Origin of the sequence: Lutibacter sp. (assembly GCF_013139515.1) — a bacterium.
In the GTDB taxonomy this organism is placed as follows: Bacteria; Bacteroidota; Bacteroidia; order Flavobacteriales; family Flavobacteriaceae; genus Lutibacter.
This window is the reverse complement of the sequence record NZ_WTAR01000013.1, coordinates 47,336-64,621: the sequence shown is the minus strand read 5'-3', so window position 1 is coordinate 64,621 and position 17,286 is coordinate 47,336. Positions and strand designations below refer to the sequence as shown.

Annotated in this window: 14 protein-coding genes; 11 read left to right on the top strand and 3 right to left on the bottom strand. The window is 29.8% G+C overall.

Annotated elements, in window-relative coordinates:
- Positions 1–104: 104 nt before the first annotated feature.
- From GQ540_RS01500 to GQ540_RS01480, 5 genes are all read left to right on the top strand, one after another.
- Positions 105–329: a hypothetical protein gene (locus tag GQ540_RS01500; protein ID WP_291796279.1), complete on the top strand. Its 225-nt coding sequence runs from the start codon at positions 105–107 to the stop codon at positions 327–329.
- A gap of 95 nt (positions 330–424) precedes the next feature.
- Positions 425–1,168: a GLPGLI family protein gene (locus GQ540_RS01495; protein WP_291796276.1), complete on the top strand. Its 744-nt coding sequence runs from the start codon at positions 425–427 to the stop codon at positions 1,166–1,168.
- A 124-nt stretch (positions 1,169–1,292) separates the two neighbouring features.
- Complete coding sequence (locus tag GQ540_RS01490) at positions 1,293–1,442, top strand: hypothetical protein (protein WP_291796273.1); 150 nt, start codon at positions 1,293–1,295, stop codon at positions 1,440–1,442.
- A gap of 75 nt (positions 1,443–1,517) precedes the next feature.
- Positions 1,518–2,279 (top strand): GLPGLI family protein, encoded by a 762-nt coding sequence (locus GQ540_RS01485; protein ID WP_291796270.1) that lies wholly within the window; start codon positions 1,518–1,520, stop codon positions 2,277–2,279.
- 38 nt (positions 2,280–2,317) lie between these two features.
- On the top strand, positions 2,318–4,981 hold the full coding sequence (locus GQ540_RS01480) for a TonB-dependent receptor (protein ID WP_291796267.1): 2,664 nt from the start codon (positions 2,318–2,320) through the stop codon (positions 4,979–4,981).
- Positions 4,982–4,986: 5 nt separating this feature from the next.
- Here GQ540_RS01480 and sigZ read toward each other — a convergent pair whose 3' ends face one another.
- Positions 4,987–5,538, bottom strand: coding sequence for an RNA polymerase sigma factor SigZ (gene sigZ, locus GQ540_RS01475; RefSeq protein ID WP_291796264.1), 552 nt, complete (start codon positions 5,536–5,538; stop codon positions 4,987–4,989).
- A gap of 390 nt (positions 5,539–5,928) precedes the next feature.
- Here sigZ and asnB point away from each other — a divergent pair, with 390 nt between their 5' ends.
- From asnB to GQ540_RS01450, 5 genes are all read left to right on the top strand, one after another.
- Entirely contained in the window at positions 5,929–7,593 is a 1,665-nt protein-coding gene (asnB, locus tag GQ540_RS01470; protein ID WP_291796261.1) for an asparagine synthase B, read from the top strand.
- A gap of 279 nt (positions 7,594–7,872) precedes the next feature.
- The gene (locus GQ540_RS01465) at positions 7,873–9,333 is read left to right on the top strand and encodes a DUF3360 family protein (RefSeq protein ID WP_291796258.1); all 1,461 of its coding nucleotides are present in this window, start codon (positions 7,873–7,875) and stop codon (positions 9,331–9,333) included.
- A gap of 166 nt (positions 9,334–9,499) precedes the next feature.
- Positions 9,500–9,907, top strand: coding sequence for a hypothetical protein (locus GQ540_RS01460; protein ID WP_291796255.1), 408 nt, complete (start codon positions 9,500–9,502; stop codon positions 9,905–9,907).
- A 98-nt stretch (positions 9,908–10,005) separates the two neighbouring features.
- Entirely contained in the window at positions 10,006–12,120 is a 2,115-nt protein-coding gene (gene recQ / locus GQ540_RS01455) for a DNA helicase RecQ (protein ID WP_291796252.1), read from the top strand.
- Positions 12,121–12,238: 118 nt separating this feature from the next.
- The gene (locus tag GQ540_RS01450; protein ID WP_291796249.1) at positions 12,239–12,859 is read left to right on the top strand and encodes a short-chain dehydrogenase; all 621 of its coding nucleotides are present in this window, start codon (positions 12,239–12,241) and stop codon (positions 12,857–12,859) included.
- A gap of 7 nt (positions 12,860–12,866) precedes the next feature.
- Here GQ540_RS01450 and GQ540_RS01445 read toward each other — a convergent pair whose 3' ends face one another.
- Positions 12,867–13,307 carry an Lrp/AsnC family transcriptional regulator gene (locus GQ540_RS01445; RefSeq protein WP_291796246.1) on the bottom strand — a complete coding sequence of 147 codons (441 nt, stop codon included), beginning with the start codon at positions 13,305–13,307 and terminating at the stop codon, positions 12,867–12,869.
- Positions 13,308–13,450: 143 nt separating this feature from the next.
- On the opposite strand from GQ540_RS01445, the gene GQ540_RS01440 reads away from it, so the two are divergent.
- Positions 13,451–13,822: a hypothetical protein gene (locus GQ540_RS01440; protein ID WP_291796243.1), complete on the top strand. Its 372-nt coding sequence runs from the start codon at positions 13,451–13,453 to the stop codon at positions 13,820–13,822.
- A 19-nt stretch (positions 13,823–13,841) separates the two neighbouring features.
- Here the strand turns inward: GQ540_RS01440 and GQ540_RS01435 are convergent, their stop codons facing one another.
- Positions 13,842–17,273, bottom strand: coding sequence for a methylmalonyl-CoA mutase family protein (locus GQ540_RS01435; protein ID WP_291796240.1), 3,432 nt, complete (start codon positions 17,271–17,273; stop codon positions 13,842–13,844).
- Positions 17,274–17,286: the final 13 nt, after the last annotated feature.

The following is a 17,286-nucleotide window of genomic DNA, read 5'->3' as shown; positions in this document are numbered from 1 at the left end:
TAAATACAAACAGAGGAAAGTGTTGCAAAAGTAATACACCTCGTAGTACAAACAAAATAATAAAGCGCAATTATGCGCTAGTAACTAATTTAAAATTTATAAAAATGAAAAAAATAATTTTAGGAATAATTTTTGTTTTTGCAACGTTAAATCTTTCTGCAATAACAAATAAAACAAAAAGTGCAGAAATTGTAAACAAGGTGGATTGTTCTCAAGTTTATGATATAGTTTGGTATGCTGTGGCAAATGCTACTCTTGATATGGAATTAGCATTTGATATTGCAATGGAAGCTGAACATGATTGTTTAGGGAAGGAATTATTTGGATAACAGATTTGTTCAATGAGAATTTTAAATCTTTTTTTAGGATTTATATATTAATAAAGGGCAGTTTAATCTGCCCTTACTAAATACATAATTTAATTATGAAAAAAATCAGTCTTATTGCTCTATTGTTAATATCTTCAAATTTATTTTGTCAAAATATTAGTTTAAAGGCAATTTATTTAAAAAGTTTAAAAAAGCCCATAATTTCAAAATCTGAAGAGAATAATCAAAAGAACGAAATACTAAAAAATATTGAGAAACAATCTAATAATATATTAGAGGAAATTAAATTTGAATTACTTGTAAAGGGAAGTGAATCATCTTTTTATGTAAAAGATTATATGGTGTTAAAATCAAAACATTTTTATAAAGCTGCAATTGGTTTAGGTATTAATTTAAAAGGAGAATTTTATTATAATATTAATGAAAATGAAACTCTAAATAGAAAAGAAAGTTTTGGAGAATATTTTATTGTGAAAAGTGATTTTAACAAGAAATGGGTATTGCATAACGAAACAAAAAAAATCGGTAAGTTTTTATGTTATAAAGCTACAAGTTTTGATGAAAAGAAAAACCCTTTTTTAAATGAGGTTAAGAAAAATTTAATTACTTGTTGGTATACTTTAGAGATTCCTGTAAAAGGTAGTATTGGGAATTATACTAATTTACCAGGTTTAATTATTATGCTCGAAAATGAAAATGCTTCAATAAGGCTTAATAAAATTGTTTTAAATCCAGAAGAAGGATTTGAGATTAAAAAACCGAATAATGGGAAACGAGTTACATTAGAAGAATTTAAAGATATAGTTGAACAGGTTACAAATGAATATAGGAAGGGCTAAAAATTATAAACCTCACAGTATTTACAAAATAATAAAGCGCAATTATGCGCTAGTAACTAATTTAAATTTTATTAAAATGAAAAAAATAATTTGAGGTATAGTATTAGTATTTGGAGCTATATCATTGAATGCTAAAGAATCATATCAGCAATGTCTTCAAGAAGCTTGGGAGCATGGAACAGAATTTGGTTGGGATGATGAAACTAGATATTATTATACATTAGTATATGCGAATAGTTGTGATAGAGGGCTCGAAGATGGTTTATACGAGTAAGTTTTAAATAATAAGAGAATTTCTCTTCCTTTTTAAAATTTAAGGAAGAGAAATTATTAAAATAAAGAAATAAAAATGAGATTTTTTTTTATAGGAATAGTATTAATAATATTTAGTTGTAGTTCCTTGCGCGCACAAAATTATTTTGGAAAGGTAACTTACAAAAAGGAGTTTTCTAATCATTTGTTAGATACCACAAGTGAAAATTCATTATATAAAAGAAATAGAAGAGTTTATAATAAGATTTGGGAAACAGAGAATGAAGCAAAAAAAATACTTGACGAGTTGAGATTTGAATTGAGATTTAAACCAAATGAATCATTGTTTAGTGTACAAAGTAATTTAAAATTAGAAGAAGATTTTTACTATGGTTTTGCTATTGGTCCATATGGAAGTAGAATTTATTATTCAAATTTTGAGAAGAATGAATTCTTGACTTCAGTTGAAGCTTACGGTGAATTGTTTTTAATAAAAGGTAAGAAACCAAAATGGACAATTACTTCGGAAATAAAAAACATTAATGGTTATAATTGTTATAAGGCAATAACTACCGAAGTAGTGAAAAGTAAAGGTAAAAACGTAAATGCAGAAACTATTGCTTGGTTCTCATTGGATATTCCAGTACCATTTGGTCCTTTGGGTTATGTAGGTCTACCAGGATTAGTTTTAGAATTGGAAGTTGGAAAAGTTAAGTTTATTATGAGCAAGATAGAACTTAATCCCAAAAAACAAATAAATTTTAATAGACCTAATAAAGGTTTAAGTGTAACAAAAGAACAATTTAAAGAAATTGGAAATAAAACAATGGAAGATTTTAAAAAATCAATAAAAAATTAATTTAACCACAAGTAAATTAGAGAGATTAAAATTATTATATGATTTTAAAAAAAAGAATTGTTATTTTACTATGTTTTATAATTGGAATTTGTTTTACAAATGCCCAAACTATTACCTTAAAAGGTAGTGTAAACGATAGTTTACAAAATCCATTAAGTTATGCAAACGTAATTGCCAAACCCGCAGATGTTTCTAACAATTTACAGTTTGCTATTACAGATGATGAAGGTTTTTATAAATTAGAACTATTAAAGAATGAAAATTATACTATTTCGGTTAGTTATTTAGGGTATAAAACTACTAGTTTTAAGTTTACAGCTAAAGGAAATACGCAACAACATATTATTCTAAAAGAGGCACCAAACCAATTACAAGAAGTTGTAATTGAAATGCCTGTAACCGTTAAAGAAGATACCATAACTTATAATACCAATAAGTTTGTTACTGGCGAAGAGCGCAAATTAAAAAATGTACTTAAAAAATTACCAGGTGTTGAAGTTGATAAAAATGGAGGCGTTACTGTACAAGGTAAAAAAGTAACTACGCTATTGGTTGAAGGTAAAAAGTTTTTTGGAGGAGGAACAAAATTGGCGGTAGAAAATATACCTGCAAATGCCATTGATAAAGTACAAGTAATAGACAATTACAGTGAAATTGCATTTTTAAAAAACGTATCCGATACAGACGAAATGGCAATGAATATTCTATTAAAAGAAGACAAAAAACAATTTGCCTTTGGAGATATTGAAGTTGGTAAAGGAAATGAAGATTTTTATAGAACACATAGCAACTTGTTTTATTACAGCCCTAAAACCAATGTAAATTTTATTGGTAATTTAAACAATACAGGAGAAAAAACATTTACGTTTAAAGATTATATGAGTTTTCAAGGTGGTGTAAGTGCTATTTTAAAAGGTGATGGCTCAATTTATAATGTTTCTGGAAGCGATTTCTCACAATTTTTAGAAACCCAAGATTTGGTAAATAGTACTAATAAATTTGGAGCTTTAAACATAACAAAAGTTGTAAATAGTAAATTAGATATTTCGGGCTATGTTATTTTTTCACATGCTAAAAATGAAACGCTTATTGAATCTGTAAATCAATATTCAGCATTTATCGAAGAAAAAGAAAATATAACCAGCAGTAGAAATATTTTAGGTATTGGAAAATTTAATTTGGAGTATACACCAACTTCCAATGAGCAATGGTATTTTAAAACACAATTTAAAAAAACTGATAACTTAAAAAGCAATGGTATTATTTCAAGTATTAAAAGTGATTATAGAACAATTTTTTCAGAAAATCTTACCGAAGCAACTTATTTAAATCAAAATATTGAATGGCATAAAAAACTATCAAAAAAACATACATTTTCTTTTGCAGCAGGCGCTACTTTTGATGAAAATAATCCGACAACACTTTGGGAAACAAATCAGGCAATTTTACAAGGATTAATTCCTATTGAAGATTCAGATACTTACAAATTGAAACAACTAAAAGAAATAAAAAACACTTCAATTAATACCATTTTTAAACATTATTGGGTATTAAATAATTTCAATCATATTTATACAACTATTGGAAATAAATATGTTAATGAATCTTTTTCAACAGATGATAGTCAGCAATTAGAAGACGGAACTGAAAATAGTTTTTCATCATCAGGTTTTGGAAATGAGTTAGATTATCAACTCAACGATTTATTTTTAGGGGTACATTATAAATTTAAAGTAGGTATTTTTGAATTGAAACAAGGTGCGTTTTTACATAATTATAATTGGAATTTAAAACAAGAGCAGATTATAAAGAGGAATAAAATAGTAATTTTACCAGATTTTTTAGCGACTATTAAATTTAGTAATTCCAAAAAGTTAAAATTAAATTATCAATTAAAAAGTGCGTTTTCAAATGCTTCAAAATTAGCAAATCGTTTTTATTTACAATCGTACAATTCAGTTTATATAGGAAATGAAAATTTAGAGAATGAATTATATCATACTGCAAGAGTATATTACAGTAGGTTTAGTTTGTATAGAGGGTTAATGCTTTTTGGAGGTGTAAATTACACGAAAAAAGTAAAAGGCATTCAAAATGCTGTTCAATTTGAAGAAACGAATCAATTTATTTCTCCAATATTAGTCAATAATCCAGAAGAACGTTGGAATTTTAATTTAAATGTGACAAAAAAAATAAAAAATATTAAATATGGTTTAAATACAAATGTGTTAACATCAAAATACCTTCAAAATATAAACTCGGTTTTTGTAACAAATAAGAGTAATAGTTATAGTTATACACTTTCTGCCAAAACAATGTTTGATAAATTCCCAACTATTGAAGCTGGTTTTGAACAAGGTATTGGTAATTATACATCAAGTAATCAAACTTCAAAATTCACTACTAATAAACCGTATGTAAACATAGATTACGATTTTTTGGAAGGGTTTATTTTTTCGTTTGATTATGAAAGTTATAATTATCAAAATAAAACGTTTAACCAAAATAATAAGTATCAAATAGCAAACGCAACACTTTCTTATAAAAATGAAGACAGTGCTTGGAGCTTTAAAATAGATGCTCAAAACTTATTTGATGTAAAATTAAAAAATCAAAATAGTTTTTCTTCCTATATAATTTCAGATACTAAAACATATATTTTACCAAGAATAGTGATGTTTACAATTGGGTATAATTTGTAGTAGTTTTATGTATTAGTTGAGCAAACTTTGCAATCTTTTTTGTCTTTATGTTCACCTACCAAATATCCAGATTTATTTAATGTATAATCACAACAAGCAATAAACCCTTCTTTAAGTAAATTTCTACCTCGTTGAATTCGAGATTTTGCACCTGATAGCGAAATGTTTAAAATTTTGGCAACTTCAGTTTGCTTTAAACCATTAATTTCACTTAAAAGTAAAGCGTCTTTATAAGTTGAAGGCAAGTTATTAATTAGCGGAAGTAAACAATCTTTAGCCGCATGTTCAGTAACTACTTTATTGTTAAATTCTATTGTTTCAGAAGTTAATTTATGTTGTTTAGATTGCTTTTTAAAATAATCATTTATTGTATTATTGGTAATTGTATAAATCCAAGATTTAATACTTTCTTGTTTTTTTATTTTATGAATATTTAAATGAATTTTAATAAAAACTTCTTGTAATAAATCATTTGTAACCTCATTATTTTTTACACGATTGTAGATAAAACGTTTTAATGATTCTGAAAATTCATCCCAAATAGCACCTGTTTCCATATATAAATTTTAAAAAAAACGCCACATTTAATACTTAAATATAGCGTTTTAAATATTAACAGTTACAATTGGTACAGCTACAATTTTCACAAGTACAACTTTCACATTTTCCGTTAACACAAGATTCACAAGTGCAAGTACATTCATTATTTTTCATAATTATAGGTTTAAAGTTATACTACTAAGACTTCATCTTATTTAAAAAGACGCAAAAAATTTATTTAAATTTTAAAAATCAATCAATTTTAATTAAAATACCAACTTTTAATTACATAAAATTACAAAATACAACATATATGTTTTAATTTGTAATTAATATTGATGTTTCTATTTTTGAATAGAAACAATTACATCACATTTGCATTGTATTTAATTATAAAAATAAAAAACATGTGTGGAATAGTTTGTGCATTTGATTTAAAAGAAAAGAGCGATGTATTACGTTCTCAAGTATTAGAAATGTCAAAAAAAATCCGTCACCGTGGACCGGATTGGAGTGGGATTTACGCTGATGAGAAGGCTATTTTAGCTCACGAAAGATTATCAATTGTTGATCCAGTTTCTGGTAAGCAACCTTTATTTAGTGAAGATGGTAAATTGGTGTTAGCTGCAAATGGTGAAATATATAACCATAGAGAATTGCGTAAGCAGTTTGAAGGAACTTATAATTTTCAAACAGCGTCTGATTGTGAAGTTATATTAGCTTTATACAAAGAAAAAGGTACAGATTTTATTGATGAAATGAATGGTATTTTTGGATTTGCTATATATGATGCTACCAAAGATGAATATTTTATTGCACGTGATCATATGGGAATTATTCCATTATATATGGGATGGGATGGAAATGGTACTTTTTATGTTGCTTCAGAATTAAAAGCATTAGAAGGTGTTTGTACAAAAATTGAGTTATTTCCTCCAGGACATTATTTATCTAGTAAAGATGGTGTCCTAACAAAATGGTACAGTAGAGATTGGATGGACTATAAAGCGGTAAAAGAAAACCAAACAAGTATTGATGAATTACATGATGCTTTAGAAGCAGCCGTTCACCGTCAATTAATGTCTGATGTCCCTTACGGAGTATTACTTTCAGGAGGGTTGGATTCTTCAGTAACTTCAGCCGTTGCAAAAAAATATGCTGAAAAAAGAATAGAATCAGGCGATACTAAAGGTGCTTGGTGGCCACAATTACATTCATTTTCAGTTGGATTAGAAGGTTCACCAGATTTGGCTGCTGCGCAATTAGTTGCAGATCATATTGGTACAGTTCACCACGAAATTAAATTTACTATTCAAGAAGGATTAGATGCTATACGTGACGTTATTTATAATTTAGAAACGTATGATATTACAACAATACGTGCGTCAACTCCAATGTATTTATTGGCAAGAGTTATTAAATCTATGGGTGTAAAAATGGTGCTTTCAGGTGAAGGAGCTGATGAGTTATTTGGAGGTTATTTATATTTTCATAAAGCACCAAATGCTGAAGAATTTCACGAAGAAACAGTTCGTAAGCTAAGTAAATTACATATGTACGATTGTTTAAGAGCAAACAAAAGTTTAGCCGCTTGGGGAATTGAAGGGCGTGTTCCTTTTTTAGATAAAGAATTTATGGATGTAGCCATGAGAATTAATCCACAAGATAAAATGATTAATGGTGAGCGTATGGAGAAATGGGTGATAAGAAAAGCTTTTGAAAGCTATTTACCTGAAAGTGTTACTTGGAGACAAAAAGAACAATTTTCTGATGGTGTTGGATATAGCTGGATTGATACTTTAAAAGAAGTGGTTGATAAAGAGGTAACCGACGAACAATTGGCAAATGCCAACTATAAATTCCCAATTCAAACACCAACAAATAAAGAAGAATTTTATTATCGTTCAATTTTTAAAGAACATTTTCCTTCAGATACAGCAGCTTGGAGTGTGCCTCAAGAAGCATCTGTAGCATGTAGTACTAAAATTGCGTTAGAATGGGATGAAAGTTTTAAGAACATGAATGATCCATCGGGGAGAGCAATAGCCAATGTTCACGATGATGCGTATTAAAAAATACACTAACTAAAATTTAAATTAAAGAACATCCGGCGAAAGCCGGATGTTCTTGTTTTAAGTAAATAGTACAATCTGTTTTTAGGTATGTTTAATTATAAAAAATTAGCCTATTTAAGGTGTTAAATAAAAGAAATAAGCTTGAAACAGTTAAATTTCAATTCCATGTGTTTTTTTTATTACAATCTTTCTTTAAGTAGTATATTTGTCGCGCAAAATTATTCCCTCTTTAGGCGTTAAGAGTGAGAAGTAAATGTTAACATAAGGATACTATTAATGAGCGATAAAGAAGAAAATCAATCCTCTTACAAAGAAAAAAGGAAAAAGGCTAGTGAGTTTAAAACTAGGCAAGAATATTTAGAACATGAATTATCAATTATGAAATTTCGTCGTTGGCGGATTCATTTACCATTTAGAGATTTTCATGTTGAAATAGAGGATTTTGTGCCAGCTCTTGCTGCTACAATTGGTAAAGTTGTAATGGTTACTGCAATGGTTGCTGCATTTGCAACACAATTTGGACTATCTTCAGAATTTGTTGCCGAGAATGTTCGTTTTGAACTTCTTATTGCCGGCGGAATTTTTGTAATTCTATTTTCAGCAATCCTTAACCCAAGAGCTAATTTGGCAGGTACACACGGCCCTATGATTCCATTGATTCCTATTATTGCAGCAGCTGGTGGGCATCCGCTCGCTTTAGGAATTTTAATAGGTGTGTTTGGACTTGTGCTGAGTATTACTAAAGGAGGCTCTAAATTAATGACATTAACCGGAGTAGGTGTTAGAGGTGGTCTTCTTATATATCTAGGTGCTGTTGGACTTATTGATCAGATTACCAAACTAGAGAGTTGGGCGGAAAGTATTAATATTGGCACTATTTCATTTGCAGTTATTGGAGTTACCATACTTATATATGCATATTTAGCGCGTATAAATAAACGTTGGTTAGCTATTCCTTTATGTTCTGCACTTGCAGGGATTATTGCTTTTTCAATGGGAGCTGATTTCGAATTTTCTACGAAACCAGGTCTACCTAATATGAACCCGATGTGGTGGTGGGGTGAGAATACTGGTTGGCAGCTAGGTTGGCCAGATTTTGGGCACTTTGTAGCGGTTATCCCTTTTGCTATTCTTGCAGTAGCTATGTGGTCTCCAGATTATTTAGGACACCGTGTATTTCAGGAACTGAATTATCCTAAAAAAGCGAAAGATGTTCTAATGGATGTTGATGATACTATGACGGTAGCTTCTATTCGTCAAATGGTTGGAGCTTTTCTTGGAGGCGGTAATATAGCTTCATCTTGGGGTACTTATATGATTCCTGCGGCTATTGCAAAACGGCCTATTCCAGGAGGAGCAATACTTACGGCAATACTTTGCGTATTAGCAGCTGTTTTTGGTTATCCAATGGATTTAGCGATGTGGGAGCCTGTGCTAAGAATTGCATTAATTGTAGGTGTATTTTTACCTTTACTTGAAGCGGGAATGCAAATGGTTCGTAAGCATAAAGATTCATTAAGTGCTGGTACTTGTATTTTTGCTTGTGCTTTTGTAAACCCAGTATTTGGTTGGGCTTTAACGATGCTTCTAGATAATCTTGGACTGATTGGAGATCGTGAACGAGCGAAAGAATTAACATTAAAAGAAAGACTAATCATTCCTGGAGCTATGTTTATTGTATGTGTAGTTTCATTAGGTTTAGTAGGTCAACTTCCTGGGATACCAGGAATATTTTAAGTTCATTTAAGTTTAAATTGAAATAATTTTAGTGTAAGCACAATTTTCTTTGTTTTTAAGTTGTTTGAGGTTTCAAAAAAAAATGTATTTTAGCAATTGGTTCATTTTAAAATATCTCATGAACCTATTTTAATCTCGTATTTTAATCTAATCAATAAATAAAAAAATGAAAAAAGTAGTAGTAGTATTTGCAGTAATTTTTGCTGTTGTAGTAAGTTCTTGTAATTGTAATGATGATAAAAAGGCAGGGAAAGATGGTGTAACAACTGAAGCAGTTGCAAAAAAAGATTGTGACAAGAAATCTTGTAAAGGAGACAAACCTTGTTGTGCTGATAAAAGTGATGCAGAAAAAGCAGCTTGTAAAGCTGATTGTAAAAAAGCATGTTGTGCAGAAAAGAAAGAATGTGCAGCAGATTGTACAAAGCCTTGTTGTGCTGATAAAAGTGGTGCAGAAAAGAAAGAATGTGCAGCAGATTGTAAAAAAGCATGTTGTGCAGAAAAAAGCGAGGAAACTAAAATAGCTTGTGCGGCAGACTGTAAAAAAGAATGTTGTGCTGATAAAGCAACAATGTAAATAATTCAACATAAATTTGATTTTTTTAAAATCAAAACTTTATATTTAAAACCGTTCTATTTTTTAGAGCGGTTTTATTTTATCAAAATAATTAATTAATGCTATCAAAAGAAACACAAGAAAAATTATTTCCAACATTAAAAAAGTACTTTGGGTACGATACTTTTAGAGAACAACAGCAAGAAATTATTGAATCTGTGTTATCTAAAAAAGATAATTTAGTAATTATGCCAACAGGTGGTGGAAAATCTATGTGTTTTCAATTACCATCTTTACTTTTTGAGGGAATTACGTTGGTAATTTCACCTTTAATTGCATTAATGAAAGATCAGGTTGATGGAATGAACGCTAACGGGATTTCTGCAGATTTTTATAATAGTAGCCAAGAAAAAAGCGAACAACTAGCTATTTTTGATAAAGTAATACGTAAAGAAATAAAATTACTTTATGTTGCGCCTGAGAGTTTACAATTATTAGAGAATATTTTAAATGAAACTCATGTTAGTTGTATTGCTATAGATGAAGCGCATTGTATTTCTTCTTGGGGACACGATTTTCGTCCATCATATCAGCAATTAGGGTTTTTAAAAAAAATATTGCCAAATACACCAATTATTGCATTAACTGCAACAGCCGATAAAGCTACAAGGCAAGATATTATTCAACAGTTAAATATTACAAATGCCACACAATTTTTGTCGTCATTCGATAGGGCTAATATTGAGTTAGAAGTTCGGCCTGGAAATGATAGAATTGTTCAAGTGCTTAAATTTATTCGAGAAAAACCTGAGGAATCAGGTATTATTTATTGTTTGAGTAGAAAATCTACAGAGCAGTTGGCTTCAAAATTACAACAAAACGGAATTAAGGCAGCATCGTATCACGCAGGTTTAAGTTTTGAAGTACGAACACAAACTCAAGAGGATTTTATTTACGATAAAACTCAGGTAGTTTGTGCAACAGTAGCATTTGGAATGGGAATAGATAAATCAAATGTTCGTTGGGTAATTCATTATAATATGCCTAAAAATATTGAAGGTTATTATCAAGAAATTGGTCGTAGTGGTAGAGATGGAATTGAGTCAAAAGCATTGCTATTTCATAGTTATTCTGATGTGATTCAACTCCGTAAATTCACTGAAGGTGCAAGTAATAAAGAAGTTCAAATTGCAAAATTAGAACGTATGAAACAGTTTTCTGAAGCAACTACGTGTAGAAGGAAAATTTTATTGAGTTATTTTGGAGAATTGTTGGCTAAAAACTGTGGAAATTGTGATGTGTGTAAAAACCCACCAGAATTTTTTAACGGAACAGTAATTGCTCAAAAAGCACTTTCAGTAATTACTAGGTTAAAAGAAAAGGAAGGTGCAGGACTAGTGATTGACGTGTTAAGAGGCGCACATAATGCAATGGTTATTGATAGGGGATATGATAAATTAAAATCTCACGGTATTGGTAAAGATATTTCTTGGAGAGACTGGCAGCAATACATTATTCAGTTAACCAATCAAGGATATTGTGAAATTGCTTTTCATAAAAATAATGCCTTGCAATTAACCAATTTCTCTAAAAAAGTATTGTTTGAAAATGAAATAGTGAGTTTAACACGTCCAGTTGAAATTAAGGAACAAGTAAAAGCTCAAAAAGGAGCAACAACTAAAAAACCTAAAAAGGATACATTATTTGAACGATTGAGAAAACTACGTCAAGAAATTTCTTTAGCAGAAAATATACCAGCGTATTTGGTATTTAATGATGCAACATTAAAAGAAATGGAAAGAGCAAGACCAATGTGTGAAAGCGATTTATTAGAAATAAGTGGTGTTGGACAACGAAAATTAGAAGTTTATGGCGAAGACTTTATTGCTGAGATTGTTTCCTTTTCTAATGAGAAAATTGATAAACGTAAAAAAAATGATACTCATAAAGTAACTTTTGAATTGTATAAAGAAGGTTTAACCATTGATGAAATTGCTAAAAAAAGAAATTTAAAACCAACTACTATTTTTTCTCATTTGGCTAAATTATTTACAGATGGTGAGGATATTGATATTTATAATTTTGTTACAAAAGAAGAGGTTGAGACAGTTAGAAAAGCACAAGATAAATTAGAAAACCCACCAGCTTTAAAACCTTATTTTGAGTATTTAAACGAAAAAATGGAGTATTTTAAAATTCGTTTGGCACTAACAATTATTGATAAGGAGTCATAATCTTTTGCTATTTTGTTAAATTTTTCTAAAAAATGTTACTTGTGTAACAATTTGTTTCTTTTTAAAGTAAGAAAACAACTATTTTCGCAACTTAGTTAATAGAACTCCAAAAAAGTAAATGAATAATTCAAAAAAAAAATATAAGAAAAGCAAATTTGAACTGCTTCATCAATATTATTCGTATACGGGTTTTTATTCATTTCTTGGTACTAGTTTAAAAAAAGCATTGCTACCAATTTTTATTTTTATTTTAGTATTATTTTTATTTAATGAGTATGTTTACAATATTAACGATGGTTTACATGCTATAACAGCTACCTACGCAACTTCTCAAATACTCACCATATTTTTTGCTTCAGAAACTTTGTTAGGGTTAATTCCTCCAGAAATATTTATTGCTTGGTCTAAAAAAACGAATGACCCGATAGTTAATTTAATGTTGTTAGCAGGTTTGTCTTATGTTGGCGGTGTTTTATCTTATTTTATAGGAAAAACTGTTTTGAAAATGGATAAGGTTAAATGGTATTTTGAGAATAAAATGTCTAAACACTTAAAAAATACAAGTAAATGGGGAGGTTTTTTAATTGCTGTTGGAGCATTACTTCCAATACCTTTTTCAATAACTTGTTTAGCTGGCGGGATGATAAAATATCCACTAAGAGGAGTATTGCTATTTGGTTTATTGAGATTTGCACGTTTTGCAATCTATGGCGCTGCTATTTTTAATATTGTAAGTTAACTACGGGTTACTTTTCTACAATAGGGTTATTTTCAATTATATTAGATAAAACGATATGTGTACTAGTTTCTCCATAAGTTATCAGTTGGTCAATAAACTGTTCTAAATGCTTTTGATTGTTTAAAACAACCTCCATTACAATATTTTCATTTCCAGTTATTCTATAACAATTTATAACTTCATTAAAACTTTTTACTTTTTCAATAAATGGTTTTAGTCTACCCATAAAAGCGCGTAAAGTGATAATTGCTTTGAGTTGATGATCTGTTTCAAAATGTGAAACTTTAGCATGGTAACCCTCAATAATCCCAGCGTCTTCCATTTTTCGAATACGTTCTGCAACTGCAGGCGAAGTAATGCCAACTTTAGAGGCAATTGCAGTGTTAGATTGACGAGCATTTTGTTGCAAACAATTTAAAATTCCCCAATTGATACTGTCTATTTTCATTTTTTAAATATTTATCATATAAAATTATTAAATTATAAATGATTTTAACACTATAACTTTAAAAATTAAATATAAATTATCTATTTACTAATTAATTTTATAATATTATATATTGAAATATGTCTGTTTATAAAAATACAAACTTGAATCAATCAGTGATTTATCAAAAATCATTAGATATTTTTAAATTATCACGTCACGTAGCTACATATATTACAGGAGATAAAGATGTATTATCGATGCATAGATCTGGTAATAAATCAGATAATTATGCAGATAATTTAGTGATGAATGCTTATAGGTTGGTTCCTAAAATTGTTGAAGCTGAATGTGAAGAAAACCCTACGTTAAGAATTAAATATGCGAAAGCTATTCGGGTTTTTATTGACAGAATTTACAATGATTGCCTACAATTAAAATCTTTAAAAATAGACGGAACAGATTTTGTTGAATTACTTCAAACAGAATTAAAGAAATTACATAGAATTCATCGTCATTATGTAAAATCTATGTAGTAAATTTATTATTTCACCATTACATATTTCGTCTATACTGTCCTCCAACTTCAAATAAAGCATCAGTAATTTGTCCAATCGAACAAACTTTACAAGCTTCCATTAACTGTTCAAAAATGTTTTCGTTGTTGATAGATTTTTGTTTTAATAGTTCAACTTGTTCTGTAACTTTTTTGTTATTTCCTTTATTCAAATTTTCAATTACCGTAATTTGATATTGTTTTTCTTCTTCGGTTGCTCTAATTACCTCTTGTGGTAAAATAGTTGGTGAACCTTTACTGCTTAAAAATGTATTAACACCAATAATTGGAAACTCACCAGTATGTTTTAAGGTTTCATAATACAAACTTTCTTCTTGTATTTTACTTCGTTGATACATTGTTTCCATAGCTCCTAAAACACCGCCACGTTCAGTAATTCTATCAAATTCTACATAAATAGCTTCTTCAACTAAATCGGTTAATTCTTCAATAATAAATGATCCTTGAATTGGGTTTTCATTTTGAGTTAAACCTAACTCTTTATTAATAATTAGCTGAATTGCCATAGCTCTACGAACACTTTCTTCAGTTGGAGTTGTAATAGCTTCATCATACGCATTGGTATGTAAACTATTGCAGTTATCGTAAATTGCGTACAATGCTTGCAGCGTAGTTCTAATATCATTAAAGTCAATTTCTTGTGCGTGTAAGGAACGTCCAGAAGTTTGAATATGGTATTTTAACATTTGCGCTCTGCTATTTGCTCCGTACTTATTTTTTAGTGCTTTAGCCCAGATTTTACGAGCAACTCTACCAATTACAGCATATTCAGGATCAACACCGTTTGAAAAGAAAAACGATAAGTTTGGACCAAATTTATTAATATCCATTCCTCTTGATAAATAGTATTCAACATAAGTGAAACCATTTGCCAACGTAAATGCTAATTGAGAAATTGGATTTGCACCAGCCTCAGCAATATGATATCCTGAAATTGAAACCGAGTAAAAATTACGAACATTATTTGTAATGAAATATTCTTGAACATCGCCCATTAATCGTAAGGCAAATTCAGTTGAAAAAATACAGGTATTTTGAGCCTGATCTTCTTTTAAAATATCTGCTTGTACAGTTCCGCGAACTTTACAAATAGTTTCAGTTTTAATTTTTTGATACACTTCAGACGGTAAAACCTCATCACCCGTAACACCTAAAAGTAGCAATCCTAAACCATTATTTCCTTCAGGTAGTTTTCCTTGGTAAGCAGGTCTGGCAACACCTTTCTTGTTGTAAATTTCTTTTATTTGTTCTTCAATAGTATCTTCTAAACTATTTTCTATAATATATTTTTCACATTCTTGGTCAATAGCAGCATTCATAAAGAAACCAAGCATCATCGGTGCCGGACCGTTAATGGTCATAGACACTGAAGTCATAGGGTTTGTTAATTCAAATCCTGAATACAGTTTTTTAGCATCGTCTAAACAACAAATTGAAACTCCGGCATTACCAATTTTACCGTAAATATCTGGTCTACTATGTGGATCGTTTCCATATAAAGTAACCGAATCAAAAGCAGTAGATAAACGTTTCGCAGGCATTCCTAAACTTACATAATGAAAACGCCTGTTGGTGCGTTCTGGACCTCCTTCACCAGCAAACATTCTGGTAGGATCTTCACCTGTTCTTTTAAACGGAAAAAGACCAGCTGTGTAAGGAAATTCTCCGGGTACATTTTCTTCTAAAGACCATAATAAAATATCTCCCCAAGCTTCATATTTTGGTAATGCTATTTTTGGAATTTGAAGATGTGAAAGTGATTCGCTATGTGTTTTTATATTTATTTCTTTATTACGTACTTTATAGGAATACACATCTTTTTTATACGATTGTTTTTTTGTTTCCCAGTTTAAAATGAGTTGCCAATTGTGTGGATTTAAATCCATTTTAACTTTGTCAAATTCAGATAGTAACAATTCTAAAAAGTCTTTATTATTGTCAGTCTGAGCTTGTCGAAGACTTTCTTTATCTAATCCAAACTTCGACAGGCTCAGTTTGACACTAGAAACTGTTTCAATTGTTTTATAAATGCCATATAGCTTTTGAGCAACTTCTTTTTGAGATAAACTTGCTTTGCTGTACGCTCTATTATTTTCAGTAATTTCAGATAAATAACGTGTTCTGTTAGGAGGAATTATAAATTGCTTTTCACTCATTACATCAGAAATATCAAACTTACTATTGAAATTTGTTCCTGTTTTTTCGTCCAATTTATTCATTAAAACGTTGTACAATTCATTGGTGCCCGGATCATTAAATTGTGATGCAATTGTACCGTAAACAGGCATTGAATTAATATTGGTTTCCCATAAATTATGATTGCGTTGGTATTGCTTTTTTACATCTCGTAAAGCATCTAACGCACCACGTTTGTCAAATTTGTTTAATGCAATTACATCAGCAAAATCAATCATATCAATTTTTTCCAATTGTGTTGCTGCACCATATTCAGGAGTCATTACATACAATGAAACATCTGAATGATCTAAAATTTCGGTATCGCTTTGTCCAATACCAGAAGTTTCTAAAACTACCAAATCAAAACCGGCAACTTTTAAAATAGCAACAGCATCACTCACATGTTTTGACAATGCTAAATTTGATTGACGAGTGGCTAGTGAACGCATATAAACACGATTACTTTTAATCGAATTCATTCTAATTCTATCACCTAATAATGCACCTCCAGTTTTACGCTTTGAAGGGTCAACGGAAACAATTGCAATAGTTTTCTCAGGAAAATCAATTAAATAACGTCTAACTAATTCATCAACTGTTGAAGATTTTCCAGAACCACCAGTTCCAGTAATTCCTAAAACAGGAATAGCAGATTTTTTTGACTGATTTCTTATTTCTGAGATAAAACCGATATGTTTTTCAGAAAAATTCTCAGCAGCAGAAATTGATTTCGCTAATTGTATTGAATTTTTATTAGTTAACTCAGAAACTTTAAAATCTAGAACTTCTCCGGAAGGGAAATCAGATTGTTCAATCATATCATTTATCATTCCTTGTAAACCCATATATCTACCGTCATCAGGTGTGTAAATGCGAGTAACTCCATAATCCATTAACTCTTTAATTTCTTCAGGAAGAATTACACCTCCACCACCACCAAATATTTTAATGTGAGCTGCACCTTTTTCTTTTAGCAAGTCACACATATATTTAAAATACTCATTATGACCACCTTGGTAAGAAGTCATAGCAATAGCATTGGCATCTTCTTGTATAGCGCAGTTTACAACTTCTTCAACACTTCTATCATGACCTAAATGTATCACTTCAACACCTGTTGCTTGTATAATTCTTCGCATAATATTTATAGCAGCATCATGGCCATCAAAAAGTGAAGCGGCTGTTACAATTCTAACTTTATTTTTAGGCTTATAGGGTGTTATATTTTCCATTTCGTAAAATTAT

Coding starts and splice junctions, on each gene's coding strand:
- GQ540_RS01480 (WP_291796267.1), top strand. CDS start 2,318: ATGATTTTAAAAAAAAGAATTGTTATTTTACTATGTTTTATAATTGGA.
- GQ540_RS01435 (WP_291796240.1), bottom strand. CDS start 17,273: ATGGAAAATATAACACCCTATAAGCCTAAAAATAAAGTTAGAATTGTA.
- GQ540_RS01500 (WP_291796279.1), top strand. CDS start 105: ATGAAAAAAATAATTTTAGGAATAATTTTTGTTTTTGCAACGTTAAAT.
- GQ540_RS01445 (WP_291796246.1), bottom strand. CDS start 13,307: ATGAAAATAGACAGTATCAATTGGGGAATTTTAAATTGTTTGCAACAA.
- GQ540_RS01450 (WP_291796249.1), top strand. CDS start 12,239: ATGAATAATTCAAAAAAAAAATATAAGAAAAGCAAATTTGAACTGCTT.
- recQ (WP_291796252.1), top strand. CDS start 10,006: ATGCTATCAAAAGAAACACAAGAAAAATTATTTCCAACATTAAAAAAG.
- GQ540_RS01460 (WP_291796255.1), top strand. CDS start 9,500: ATGAAAAAAGTAGTAGTAGTATTTGCAGTAATTTTTGCTGTTGTAGTA.
- asnB (WP_291796261.1), top strand. CDS start 5,929: ATGTGTGGAATAGTTTGTGCATTTGATTTAAAAGAAAAGAGCGATGTA.
- GQ540_RS01495 (WP_291796276.1), top strand. CDS start 425: ATGAAAAAAATCAGTCTTATTGCTCTATTGTTAATATCTTCAAATTTA.
- GQ540_RS01485 (WP_291796270.1), top strand. CDS start 1,518: ATGAGATTTTTTTTTATAGGAATAGTATTAATAATATTTAGTTGTAGT.
- GQ540_RS01465 (WP_291796258.1), top strand. CDS start 7,873: ATGAGCGATAAAGAAGAAAATCAATCCTCTTACAAAGAAAAAAGGAAA.
- sigZ (WP_291796264.1), bottom strand. CDS start 5,538: ATGGAAACAGGTGCTATTTGGGATGAATTTTCAGAATCATTAAAACGT.